Below are 12,919 nucleotides of genomic sequence, written 5' to 3' on the forward strand. Positions count from 1 at the left end.
GTAAAGATGTATGAGTAATCTCCCTTTTGACAGGGTTCTATCGTTTTCACAATCTTTATTCAAATTCACAATCTTTAAAATCGATTCACAATCTTTATTCGAAATCGACATGAAAACACTTACTCCGCGTAATCCTCAACCGGAATACAGGAGCAGAACAGGTTGCGGTCGCCGTACACGTTATCGATGCGGTTCACGGTTGGCCATACCTTGCTATCTTTCAGGCGCTCAACCGGGAAGGCACCCTGTGCCACGCTGTATGGGCGATCCCATGCTGGATCGATCAGGTCTGCAATGGTGTGTGGTGCGTTTTTCAGCGGGTTGTTTTCCGCATCAATATCACCATCTTCCACCTGGCCGATCTCTTCACGGATCTGAACCATCGCTTCGATAAAGCGATCCAGTTCCGCTTTTGATTCGGATTCGGTCGGTTCGATCATCAGCGTGCCGGCCACTGGGAATGACATTGTGGGTGCATGGAAACCAAAGTCCATCAGGCGTTTTGCAACATCCTCTTCGGTTATACCGGAGTTCTCTTTAAGGGGACGTATATCGATGATGCACTCGTGTGCAACGCGATCATTACGGCCGGTGTAGAGAACCGGATAATGTTCTGCAAGCTTCTTCGCCAGATAGTTTGCATTCAATATCGCATTTTCTGTGGCAGCTCTTAAGCCCGTACCGCCCATCAGTGCGATATAAACCCATGAGATTGGCAGAATGGATGCGCTTCCCCAAGGGGCAGCGGAGACCGCTCCATTTTCTGGGTTAGGGCCATCAATGGTCTGAACCGGATGGTTAGCAACAAAAGGTGCCAGGTGTGCAGCAACACCGATCGGGCCCATACCAGGACCACCACCGCCGTGAGGGATACAGAATGTTTTGTGCAGGTTCATATGGGAAACATCTGCGCCGATCTCAGCAGGCTGACTGATAGCTACCTGTGCGTTGAGGTTGGCACCATCCATATAAACCTGGCCGCCGTTGTCATGCACGATCTGGCAGATCTCACGAATCCCTTCCTCATACACCCCGTGGGTGGAGGGGTAGGTGATCATCAGGCAGGAAAGATCGTCTGCATGCTGTTCTGCTTTACGGCGCAGATCTTCAACATCGACGTTGCCTTTCTCATCGCAGGCCACCAGAACTACTTTCATATCCGCCAGTGCCGCAGAGGCTGGGTTGGTTCCATGTGCTGATGTAGGGATCAGGCAGATGTTACGGTGGGCATCACCGCGGGACTGGTGGTATTTACGGATCGCCAGCAGGCCTGCGTATTCGCCCTGTGCACCGGAGTTAGGTTGCATGCAGATAGCGTCAAAACCGGTGATCGCACGCAGCTGTTCTTCAAGCTCGTCGATCAGTTGTTTATAGCCCTGAGCCTGATCCATCGGTGCAAACGGGTGCAGCTGACCAAATTCAGGCCAGGTTACAGGGATCATCTCTGCGGTTGCGTTCAGCTTCATGGTGCATGAACCCAGCGCGATCATGCTGTGGGTTAGAGAGATATCCTTGTTCTCCAACTGCTTGAGGTAACGCAGCATCTCCGTTTCGCTGTGATAGCTGTTGAAGACCGGGTGCTGCAGAATCGCGGATTCCCGTACCAAATTGGCTGGGAACGAGTGTTCATCTGAAGCGGTGATCTCAGTATCAATCGCTTCCAGATCCAGATTGTGGTCGTCACCTAGAATGCAGTTCCACAAGGTATTTATGGTATCGCGGCTGGTGCATTCGTCACAGGTCATACCCAACTGATCATCAGAAACTTTACGCAGGTTGATGCCTGCGTCCAGTGCTGCCTGATAAACCTGAGCAGCATTGTCGAGTTTAATCGTCAGGGTGTCGAACCAGTGGTTATTGATCAGTTCAACGCCTTTGCTCTGTAAGCCTTTTGCCAGAATAGTTGTCAGACGGTTGATGCGGCTAGCGATGTTTTTCAGGCCGTCAGGTCCATGATAGACCGCATAGAAGCCCGCCATGTTTGCCAGCAGTACCTGTGCAGTACAGATATTAGAGGTCGCTTTTTCACGGCGGATATGTTGTTCACGGGTTTGCATCGCCATTCGCAGTGCTTTATTGCCGCGGCTGTCCACGGAGACTCCGATGATACGGCCGGGTACGGAGCGTTTGTAGGCATCACGTGTCGCAAAGAATGCCGCGTGTGGGCCACCATAGCCCATCGGTACACCGAAGCGCTGTGCAGATCCAAAGACCACATCGGCACCCAGTTCACCCGGTGATTTCAAGGTGACCAGGCTCATAATATCAGCGGCGGCACAGAACAGTGCTTTCTTGTCATGAGTTTTTTCGATCAGGGCGGAATAGTCGGTTACATCACCGAAAGTGGCTGGGTACTGAACCAGTACACCGAAACATTCATGCTGATCGATCAGCTCTGACACATCACCGACAATGACTTCGTAACCCAGTGGCTCTGCACGGGTCTGAATGACGCTGATATTTTGAGGATGAACATGCTGATCTACCAGGAAAGTGTTTGCCTTCTTGGCTTTAGACATCCGTTTACACAGTGTCATCGCCTCTGCTGCGGCGGTTGCTTCATCAAGCAGAGACGCGTTCGCAAGATCCAGTCCGGTCAGGTCTAGGATCATGGTTTGGAAATTGAGTATCGCTTCCAGTCGGCCCTGGGATACTTCCGGTTGATAAGGGGTATAAGCGGTGTACCAGCCTGGGTTCTCCAGTACATTGCGGAGAATAACGTTGGGTACGACGGTGTCGGTATAGCCCATGCCGATCATGGATTGGTTGATCACGTTTTTCTGCGCGACCGATTTGAGGTAAGCGAGCGTCTCATCTTCACTGCGGCTTGCAGGTAGATCGATCGGTGCTTTGACCTGAATGCTTTCCGGAACGGTCTGGCTGATCAGCTGATCCAGGTCAGCTACGCCAAGCTCATCCAGCATCGCCTGCTGTTCGGTTGCAGAAGGGCCAATGTGACGTGCGATGAACGCATCTTTTTGCTCCAGAGTGGAAAGTGGAGCCTGATTCTGTGACGGCATCTTAATGTTACCTGTGATCAGTTGGTTATGGTGTGCTCAAAAGGAGGCTAATAATACCGTTTTTTGGCCAGGTTTGTGATAGAAAATAGTCAAAAGTTTATTTTAGGAAACAGGAGAAACCTGATCTGTTGTCGCTCGTGTGGGGTGATGATTACTACTATTTGTGAATTTATGTCATAAGTGGTGTGCGTATTAGACGGTTTATCCGAGATTTTAGGGATCTAGAATAAAAGGTACCCCATTTTGAATAGGATTGACCTATGAGCCACCCCATCGATGTGACCCTGTTTTTCAATTTTCGCAGCCCATACTGCTATCTGGCGAGCAAAACACTCTGGCCTGTTGTGGATGATTACAACGTAAATCTGATCTGGAAACCTGTGGGAGGGTGGGATCTGCGATCAAGCCCCGATCGGGTACAGAAGAAGCTGCCTATCGCGCGGCAGGATCTTGCTCGCTTTGCGCGACGCCTTCAGATTCCGGTAACGCCTCCCCCGAAAACCACTGATCCAACGTTAGCAGGCGCTGTCTCCCTCCTTGCTGAAGAGAGAGGGCTGCTGCGTGAATACATTATCTCGGTGATGGATGCGGAGTGGGCGGCAGGTCGTGATATTGGCCAGCCAGATCTGCTCTTAGAGGCAGCAACCAGTGTGGGTCTGGATGCTTCGGAGGTGAAGTCAGCCATGCAGAATCCACAATATCTGCAGCAGCTTGAGCAAAATGCACGTGATGCAGATGAGGGCGGTGTGATTGGTGTACCTACTTTTGTTGTTGGTGATCAGATTTTCTGGGGGCAGGATCGAATCGATTTCGTACTTGAGGAGCTGGCGATGTTAAGCGAGCAGAGAGAGGCGGATTAAGATGAGTATGACCCTTTATGATAAACCGGAGTGCCCGTTTTGCTGGAAGATCCGATTACTGCTTGCGGAGTTGGATCTTAATACCGAGATTATGCATTACCATGCGGTTGGGCAGGAGGCGATCTGGCAGCGTTTGACTCCTAATCGTACCGTACCTGTGTTGACGACGCCGGATGGGGCAATCTACGAATCAGATGTGATTGTTGAATATCTGGAGGAGCTCACCGGAAGGTTGTTACCCAAAGCCAGGTCTGAGCGTATCAAAGCTCGCCATCTCAACAAATATAGTGATACAAAGATTGGAGCCGGGCTGCGTGAGGTGATTTTTGAAAAACGTGATAAACCTGAAGCAAAGTGGGATCAGGGGCGAATCAACAAAGGGATTGCTCTGTTTAATCAGGCGTTACCTTTTCTGGAGGAGCAGTTGGGGGATAACACTTTCTTTACCCATGATTACTCCCTTCCAGAAACGGCATTAACCGCTCGCTTTGCTCTGGGGGAGCGTTATGGGGTGACAATTCCGGCAGAGTTTCCACGATTAAGAGAGTGGTTTGCGCGTATGAAGGCACGACCCAGTTTTGGCCTGACTAAGCCCTGGTGAAGGGTGCGGCAAATGGTCGCGCGACACTGTGTCACATCCCGTAAAAGGCTCAACCTGAATAGAATTTGCTGCAATTTTAGCAGGTTCTAATAAAGGTGAGTTGTGAAAAAGCAGATTCTATCGGTAGCAATAACTGCATTAGTCGCAGAGGCTGCAATGGCGGGGCACGATACGGACAATAACCTGGTCATCGAAATCAACCGGGGTTTACCTTATCTGGAAACCGCTGTGCGTGAAACAACAGCTGGCGTTAAGGCTTCACCGGTATCCGATGGTGGTGAGTTGCTCCAGAGTCTGACCGGTGTGTCTGCGATAAGAATGGGTGGGCGTGCTCTGGACCCTGTGATTCGGGGGCAGAAGGAAACCCAGCTAAACATTCTACTGGATGGTGGTTATCTCCATGGAGGATGCCCCAACCGGATGGATCCACCCACCGCGTATACCTCGGTAGAGGGCTATGATCGTGTTACTGTGATCAAAGGAAACCGAACCGTGGTCTATGGCGGTGGTGGTTCAGGTGGGACCGTGCTGTTTGAGCGGGACTGGCCTCTGATTGATGAGAAGGGATATAACGCTGAGTTCTCAGGTAGCTTTCGTGAGAACGGTGAACAGTGGGAGCTGGGTGCGGATCTGGTAGCGGGTAATGATGATGGCTACATTCGGTTTATTGCGCATGAGGGTGAGTCCGAAAACTATGATGATGGTGCCGGCAATGAGGTCAGCTCCAAATATGACAGTCAGTCGAATGCTCTGCTTGCCGGAATGCGTCTGGGGGAAAATACAACCTTAGAAGCCAGCTTTGAAAAGGTGGATGAGGAAGATGTGCTGTTTCCAGGAGCCATGATGGACAGCCCTTATGCCGAAGCTGAAAATACACGGGTTAAGTTGAATCATCAGTTTACTGAGGGAGCGCTGAGACAGGTAAAAGCGGAGCTTTATCAGTCACGGGTTGTGCACTTGATGGAGAACAGCATGTTCACCTCGCCCTCGTCATCGGATACTGAGGGCTTTCGTCTGACGTTTGATGCCCAGTTGGCTGACATCGACTGGACCTTTGGTGCAGACCTTCAAAATAATGAACGTACGGCCGTGGCTTTTAAGGTTATGAATGGCATGTCGGCGTTCAGTCAGTGGCCAGGGGTTGAGATCGACCAAAAAGGTCTTTTTGTTGAGGGAACGAAAGCGTTAGGACAGGATGATCTGCTCAAAGCGGGGCTGCGTTATGATCGGGTTAAAGCCAGTGCTCAGCGAGCTACTGAATCTTTTGGCATGTCGACACCGGCAGCGCAATATCTGTTGGTGAATGGTACATCAGAAACCTCTGGCAATGAGAATAATTGGGGCGGTTTTGCTTCATGGACTCATCGGATCAATGATCAGTATACGCTTGAATCGACCTTTTCCCGGAGTGTCAGAACTGCCGATGCAACCGAACGTTATGTGGCGAAAACAGTTGGGATGGTGCCCTGGATCGGTAATCCTCAACTGGAGCCTGAGAAGCATCATCAATTAGAACTGGTGCTGGCCAGTGAGCAGGAGAAGCTGAACTGGTCTCTGACGGGGTGGTATAACTACGTGGACGATTACATCCTGCGACACCGAACCGCGGGTATGATGCCGAAAGAGGTCTATTCCAATGTGGATGCACACCTGTACGGTATTGAGGCGGAGTTGAACTACCCGATCAGCAGTACGTTGACGTTAGGCGCTGCGCTGGCATGGTTGGAGGGTGAGAACCGTGATGATAATACAAACCTGTCACGCATATCCCCGTTAGAGCTGAGTACTTCGCTTGATTATCAGAAGCAGGAGTGGAAAGCCGGCATCGAATGGAAGCTGGTCGCTTCGCAAAATGATGTGTGCCTGAGTTCAGACCCTAATTGCGGTGGACAGGATGTTCGTCAGACGCCGGGATATGGCTTGGTTAATCTTTATGGAGAGTATGCGTCTAAGTCAGGCTATGTGGTGGCAGCAGGTGTAGATAATCTGTTTGATAAAGATTACACCCTGCATGAAAGCCGTGATTATGTGTTAGATTCGGACCCGGTTCAGGTGGCAGAGCCGGGGCAGAACCTCTGGATACGATTCAGTAGCCGCTTTTAATAGATCAACCGCCTGAAAGGGCGGTTTTTTATTGCCAGCAAATCTGCTCAGGCGTTGCCAGGTTGGTCACTAGCGTTAGCTTCTTCTCCTTAATCCAGCGATACATCGCTTCGCCATCTAGCGGGTATTCAGAAAGAGGGGCAGTGATAGCATCTTCAATCCCCACCCAGGTGTTTCGGCCACTGTTTTTCGCAGCGTATAGGGCAATATCAGACATTTTTATCAACTGTTGCCAATGCAGAGAAGTATCTTGTTTATCGCTAATCTGAAGAGCGAAAAAACCGGTTGAGCAGGTGAGACTTAATTTCAGTTCCCAGGCAAAAGAGTAGATTGAAACCTGTTTTTGAATACGCTCAGCAATTTTGATTGCGGTTGAGAGATCTGTTGATCGGCAGATGACCATAAACTCCTCACCCCCACTTCTGACAAGGATGTCATTCTCACGGCAACTGTCACTCAGTAAGGTTGCAAACTCTTTCAGGACAAGATCGCCTGTATCATGACCATAAGTGTCGTTGATTAACTTGAAATGATCGATGTCGATGGTGAAAAAAGCCCAATTAGAAGGTGCTTTCCAGATCGGCTCAGTGGTAAGGAAATCTTCAAGGAAGCGGCGGTTATGTAGTAGAGTCAGAGGGTCTGTAGTGCTGGCTTTTTGCAGATCCCTTTTCTCCTCCTGAAGTACTCCCCAATCTTTCTTTAATGCTGCTGCCAGTGAGAAGAATGAAGCGGTAAGTTTACCTATCTCATCTTGTCTTCGGCCCTTGTTAATCTGAGGGAGGGGATGCTGGGGATTAAATTGGTCGAGCTGTATTTGAAGCTTAAGAAGCGGTTTGATCAGGAGGTGACGAAGAAAGAGGTAGGTACCCAGGCAGCCGATTGCTCCGATCAGGAGAATAGATATAACAGAGAGTTGAGCGGCTTTGAGAATCTGTTGATAGAAAGGTCTGTCTTGTTCGATTCTCAGCTCAAGAAGAGAGTCTTGGTGATTGAGCACCGCTAGATAGCCGAGGGATTCCGCTCGGTTAGCTGAATGAAAGCTGACACTAGGCGGCTGTTTGTTATTTCTAACTTTAGACAGGGCGAAATTGATTTTAAGCTGTTTCTGTATCTCTGTGACTTCGTTGGTTGAGAGCAGTTTTGCAAAATAGATATATCCTTCTGAGGGGCCCTCAGCGCGGCTGGATAAAATAGGGTGTCGCGCAATTAATAGAGGACCTGCCCGAGTCTGAAGGATGCCTCTGTCGGTTTCGATAAAACTACTGAGTAAGGGGTTAGAACGTTCAAGACGTTGATCATCTTTCAGATGGAGGTTTTTCGCATCAGCTAAACGATCTGTGTTCATCTGCCAGATCACACGTTTTTCTTTATTGATGATCAGCAGGAAGTCTGTATTGAGGTCCGTTAGGGTCTCGAGGGGGAGGTTGGATGTTTGAAAATCATGATTTTTTGTTTGAACGTAGCGATAGGTATCATCCCACTCGCCCCAGTCAACTGTAATCGTTTTTATACGAGAAAGCTCATTCCCTATCCAGTTTTCAATCCGTGAAATATCTTCGATAAGTTCGTTTCTTTCGATCTTCTCAACTTCAGGAAGGGCTATAACTGCAATAGATACAGTGACTCCAAGCATTAATGCTAGAAAGAAGGAAATTTCCACCAATAATAGTTTTCTGGTGAGATTCATGAATCAGAGCCTTAGATGCCACGCTAGATTTTTTATTATTAGAATAGATAATAAACAATATAGAGCATGGGGTCTCTAATCAAGTTTTGTTTGAATATGTTTGAATTTGTTAGAGGTTATATGAGTAACTGAGGCTGACCGAACCAAAGTTATGACCCTCTGTCTGCCCTTCAAATTCTCTGCTTCGATGAACACGTGCAAAGGATAGCTTCCAACCGTGATAGAGTGCAGCTACTCCAAAAGCGGTTTCCCCCACCAAGGCTTCCTTATCAATGGAATGGCTGCTTCGGAAGGTATTCCCGTCCAGAAAGATATCTCTGAGTACCCAGCGACCATCCATTGAGATAAATGCATGAACGCCCAGATTATGATCGCGGCTACCTCTCTGATAGCGCCCGTCACCTATGCCCGGTGCACTGTTGTCGCCTCCGCTTCTGAGGGCGGAGGTGCCAAAATCTTGCGGAAGATTCCAGCCAAAACGGAACTCTGCACCCCCGTTAAGATAGGTGGCTATGTTGCCCAGGCTTCCGCCAGCATGCAGGATCGTATCGTACTCCAGAAAGGGGGAGATACGTCCCCGAGCGACTCGATTTTTGTGTTCGTATACCAGTTGGAAACCGGGTTCATTGTGAAGTTGATTATCCCAGCCATTAAACTTGTCAAAGCCGCGAACATCATGGATGAAATCCTGAGCCTCCTCACCGAGAGCCCAGGGCCCGATGATGCCCAGATTCAGCTCGGCTGTGTTCATTTTGTTCCGGGTACGGCTGTGATAGGCGATTCCACCGTAAAGCCATGCCGCATAGGGGCGGTCATTAGGGTCGACTGTTGTACGTTCAATATCTTCAGGGGTGTAGATCTGCTGACCCAGGCTAATGACGACATTCCTCTGAACCGCTGGGTCATCGGATGGATCAAAAAGAGGGAGATAAGGGGTGATCTCTCGTACCCAAACCGGTAATCGTTCATCTTCCAGATAATCATCGACGTTGGGTGAAACCCAGGAGGCACGAACGCCGTTGGTGTAATTCTGGTCAGTCTCCGAAAACAGGTCATTTTCAAAATAGAGGTTCAGGGTCCAGGGTGGATCATCTTCAGCCGCTATCGATACTGTGCTGGTCAAAGAACAAATTAGCAGTGTGGCCAATGTGTGGGTGATATTCACTGGAATAAACTCTCTGTCCGTGGACGATATATCACTATTTTCCAGCTAATCAGTAACAGAGGCAATACAAAGAGCAAGCCGATCATAGGTAAGTTAACCTGTACCACGGGAATGATCTCTCCTGGACAACTGACTGCAGTGTGGAAGAGTGCACTCAATTTATCGGTTAAAGCGGCATGGTGGGTTAACGTGACCTCAGCAAGCTGCTTACAAAGATCGCTCTCTGGGTTGTTGCTTGCGTATGCCTGTGAGAGTTGAAGAGCTACTACTGTGATATAGATGGAGAAAACCGCGGTAGTCACCAGAGCGTAGAGTCGTTGGCCGGTTGTAGCTGGATTATGTAACAGTGCGGCTAGAAATACAGAGCCGCAGCTGAGCAGAGTGAGTATTAACAGTAGGCCTGCATGGCTTTGGAATGTGGTTATACCGGTAAGGTGTTGAATACTAAAAATGCTAAGCAGGGATGCGAGGCTGAGAAGAAAGCCGAGGGCATTGAGTCGTCTGAAAAAAAGATTTTGACTCCCCATGCTGCCCTCAGTCTCTGGAATGGATGGTTATTTTTTGCGCCACTTGCCATTGGGTAGCTGTATATATTGCCCCTTAGGGGTTCTATCCTGAAGTCGTTGTCCCATTCGGATCTCAAATACGGAGCGCTCAACGCCCGCCTTTTGAGCACCTTGGGTGTAGACCGATTGACGTTTCTTATTGATCTTAGCAACCAGAGCCGTGAGATCATTGCTTGGTTGCGAGACCACAACCCCAAGATAACCATTAGTGCGCTCGCCAATCAACCCTTTGGCTTTGGCGTCATCTTTTGAGATAGCCCAGGCTGGTGCAGCGATGAAGGTGATAAATAGGGCAAAAACAGTGAATATTTTTTGCAGCTTTGACATTGTTGGTACCCCTTAAAATAGATCGCTGTTTTCAGTAAGAAGTTCATCGATCTCCCGGTCAACCTTTACCAGAATCTCGTGTTCTATTTTTACATTGAGGTTGATCGTGATCGGCTCACTAGGAACAGCTACTTCAACGCGCGGTGAACAACCGCTGACACCGATCAGCGCTACAAGCAGCGCAAAAGGTGGAAGGACCTGTTGTATTTTCATGATTGTTCCTCAATCAGTAGTATTTTAGCTTGCTTAACGGTAACGCTTCTCGATTGTTCTCGTCAATTTATCAGCAAACTGTAATGTTTTTATTAGCTTCGGAATGTTCTCTTCCACATTGATTTTAAAATCAATGGGGTGTCCCTGATTCCAGTCCGGATTATTCCCTTTAAGGCGGGTTTTCATTAAAGCGGTACCATCTTCCAGATAATCCAGCTGAATCTCCAGCAACTCATAATGGAAGTTTGAGAGTGCTTCGATCGCCATATTCAACCCCATATTGGTGGCTGCGTAGGCTTGCACCGTGGGTGTTGGTTCAAATTTAATGGTTCCACCCGGCGGCCGTCCTTTAAGTTGACCATCTTTAACCGTCAGTGCTTCCTTGCGATAAACCAGAGGAAAGTGACCAGATAGTTTTCCAGTACCCGATAAGCCTTGCTGCTGTTCAAGTTTAAGGATCTCACCCAGATCCAGGTTATTAATTGAAACCGCTGTGCTGATATCTGGCTGAACAGGGTTAAACTTCATATCGGAAAAGCTGATCAGACCCTGCAATACTTTTGCCCGGGTGTCTGTCAGCGATACTTCTGCCTTTTTACCTTTACGTGAAAAACGGTATCGTGTTTCGATATCAGTGGCTTCAATACCTGTTTTAACCTGTTTCAGCTTAATGCTGCCTGTATCTGTGATGTTGCTGTTGGGGCGGATTCGCGTTTGTGAATCAAGACTCAGGCCCCGGACACGGGTTTCATTCCAATTCAGATCCCCCCCACGGATGCTGTTGTCCAGTCGAAGGTCGTAATGACCTTTATTGACTGTCGCTCGTCCCCGATGATAAAGCTGACCTTTGAGCAAACTCAGTTCAGGAGGAAGCTTCAGATAGGTCTGTAGTCGGGTATCCATCTTAGCCAGTGGAATCGGATTAACTGCCCACTGAGTATGAGTGATGCTCGTTATAAGGTCGGTCTTGGCCTCACCGTTTAGTTTGAATGGAAGATCAGGGGTCTTTAGCCCGTAACGTTGTTTAACGCTCGCTGGGCTTAATTCAAATGTTGATGTCAGATCGATTAAGGGTAGTTTCTGTTGCGGTAAGGCGATATTAAGTGCGCTGAGGTTGATCTGGCCTGTTAGCGTTTTCTGCGGCAGATCGATTGAGGTCAGATCGATAGATCCACTGAAAGGGGAGATTGTCAGATCTCCGGCAGTGATCGGGCTGCCTTCGAAATATACTCCTACAGGGGGAATTAGGGGCGAAATCGGTTTTTCAGACAAAAGCGGTTTAAGATCAGTCTGTACCAGAAAGGGGGTAGTCAGGCTGATAGCCAGGTTCTCAATTGGGCTTGAGAGTGCTGGATGGTTAATCTTGCTCAGTGTCAGCCGGCTTTCCGGTTCAAGTGTGAAACCCAATGATTGCAGCGAGAAGTTGATATCCCCCGCAAACTGAAAACTAACTGAGCCGATCTCCTGGATTGGGTGAATGGATCTGATCTGCCCACTAATCGTCTGTTGTGCCTGAATGCTTTGCAGCAGTGCATCGGGTGTCAGATGGGTTTTTAACGGGAAATGGCTGGTTCCTGTTAGGTAAATCTCTCCCTCAACATCTGGGAGCGAGGGAAGGGAGGTCCATTTACTGGTCCAGTGCTTTAAGCCCGAGAGGCTGATGTTCTGTTGTGAGTCCAGGCTAAGCGCTTGATCATAGGTTAACCGCCCCTGGAGCGAGAAAAAAACATTATCCTGATCGAGCATCCGCAGGGTGATGCCGTTTTGAGCTGATAACTGGATATCCCCCCAGCCCAGATCATATCCGGCGCGGTTAAAATGGACGCGACTGTAGAGTGCTTTATCTTCAAACAGTAGTGCACCCCGGAACTGCCAGTCGGGTGTTGCATCAGGGTATCTCAATGACAGGCTGAGCTCGCCGATTCTGATCGTATCGATCGGTATCTTATCGAACCACTGATCAGGCAGTAGCTGTTTCAGATTAAGTTCTTCTGAGGGCGTGCTCTCTGCTTCAGGCTGAGTCAGGTATTCGATCTGGATATCTGCTTCTGTCAGAAGGATCTGTTTAAAGCGTTGTTGGTTGAAAATCTCGTAGGGGTTATAGCTGATGCTGACATGTCCGGTTTCAAGGGAAATTCGTTTGTCTGAATCCTCTCTCTTCAGGGCCAGTCGCTCAATGCGCAGCTCATTCCATGAGGGGGGCTGCATCTCGAGTTTGATGTCAGAAAACTGCTGAGATTCCAGCCAATGTTCAAGGCTGCGATGCGCAATAATAGGGGAGAGGAAATAGAGAGCGACCGGTATCAGAACAAGTATTAAGAGTGATAGAGACAGTAGCCACCAGAGTAGCTTGGTTCGTCTGTGCATCCTGCCTCCC

At 48.9% G+C, this 12,919-nt stretch carries 10 protein-coding genes; 3 read left to right on the plus strand and 7 right to left on the minus strand.

Annotated elements, in window-relative coordinates; translation table 11 throughout:
- Nucleotides 1-119: 119 nt before the first annotated feature.
- On the minus strand, nucleotides 120-3,020 hold the full coding sequence (gene gcvP, locus Q0882_RS06930) for an aminomethyl-transferring glycine dehydrogenase (protein WP_299179338.1): 2,901 nt from the start codon (nucleotides 3,018-3,020) through the stop codon (nucleotides 120-122).
- A gap of 260 nt (nucleotides 3,021-3,280) precedes the next feature.
- On the opposite strand from gcvP, the gene Q0882_RS06935 reads away from it, so the two are divergent.
- From Q0882_RS06935 to Q0882_RS06945, 3 genes are all read left to right on the plus strand, one after another.
- Nucleotides 3,281-3,880, plus strand: coding sequence for a 2-hydroxychromene-2-carboxylate isomerase (locus tag Q0882_RS06935; protein ID WP_299179339.1), 600 nt, complete (start codon nucleotides 3,281-3,283; stop codon nucleotides 3,878-3,880).
- Between the two features lies 1 nt (nucleotide 3,881).
- Entirely contained in the window at nucleotides 3,882-4,481 is a 600-nt protein-coding gene (locus tag Q0882_RS06940) for a glutathione S-transferase family protein (protein WP_299179341.1), read from the plus strand.
- 102 nt (nucleotides 4,482-4,583) lie between these two features.
- Nucleotides 4,584-6,584, plus strand: coding sequence for a TonB-dependent copper receptor (locus Q0882_RS06945; protein ID WP_299179342.1), 2,001 nt, complete (start codon nucleotides 4,584-4,586; stop codon nucleotides 6,582-6,584).
- Between the two features lie 28 nt (nucleotides 6,585-6,612).
- Here Q0882_RS06945 and Q0882_RS06950 read toward each other — a convergent pair whose 3' ends face one another.
- The 6 genes from Q0882_RS06950 to Q0882_RS06975 all read right to left on the minus strand — a co-directional run bounded on the left by Q0882_RS06950 (nucleotide 6,613) and on the right by Q0882_RS06975 (nucleotide 12,909).
- Nucleotides 6,613-8,271 carry a diguanylate cyclase gene (locus tag Q0882_RS06950; protein WP_299179343.1) on the minus strand — a complete coding sequence of 553 codons (1,659 nt, stop codon included), beginning with the start codon at nucleotides 8,269-8,271 and terminating at the stop codon, nucleotides 6,613-6,615.
- A gap of 109 nt (nucleotides 8,272-8,380) precedes the next feature.
- Nucleotides 8,381-9,436 (minus strand): lipid A deacylase LpxR family protein, encoded by a 1,056-nt coding sequence (locus Q0882_RS06955; RefSeq protein WP_366915918.1) that lies wholly within the window; start codon nucleotides 9,434-9,436, stop codon nucleotides 8,381-8,383.
- Nucleotides 9,433-9,963, minus strand: coding sequence for a hypothetical protein (locus Q0882_RS06960; protein ID WP_299179344.1), 531 nt, complete (start codon nucleotides 9,961-9,963; stop codon nucleotides 9,433-9,435). Before Q0882_RS06960 ends, Q0882_RS06955 begins: the two co-directional genes overlap by 4 nt.
- Nucleotides 9,964-9,990: 27 nt before the next feature.
- The gene (locus Q0882_RS06965; protein WP_299179345.1) at nucleotides 9,991-10,329 is read right to left on the minus strand and encodes a YdbL family protein; all 339 of its coding nucleotides are present in this window, start codon (nucleotides 10,327-10,329) and stop codon (nucleotides 9,991-9,993) included.
- Between the two features lie 12 nt (nucleotides 10,330-10,341).
- The gene (locus tag Q0882_RS06970; protein ID WP_366915919.1) at nucleotides 10,342-10,542 is read right to left on the minus strand and encodes a YnbE family lipoprotein; all 201 of its coding nucleotides are present in this window, start codon (nucleotides 10,540-10,542) and stop codon (nucleotides 10,342-10,344) included.
- A 33-nt stretch (nucleotides 10,543-10,575) separates the two neighbouring features.
- Complete coding sequence (locus Q0882_RS06975; protein WP_299179346.1) at nucleotides 10,576-12,909, minus strand: YdbH domain-containing protein; 2,334 nt, start codon at nucleotides 12,907-12,909, stop codon at nucleotides 10,576-10,578.
- Nucleotides 12,910-12,919: the final 10 nt, after the last annotated feature.

Source organism: uncultured Neptuniibacter sp., assembly GCF_947498015.1.
Lineage (GTDB): Bacteria > Pseudomonadota > Gammaproteobacteria > Pseudomonadales > Balneatricaceae > Neptuniibacter.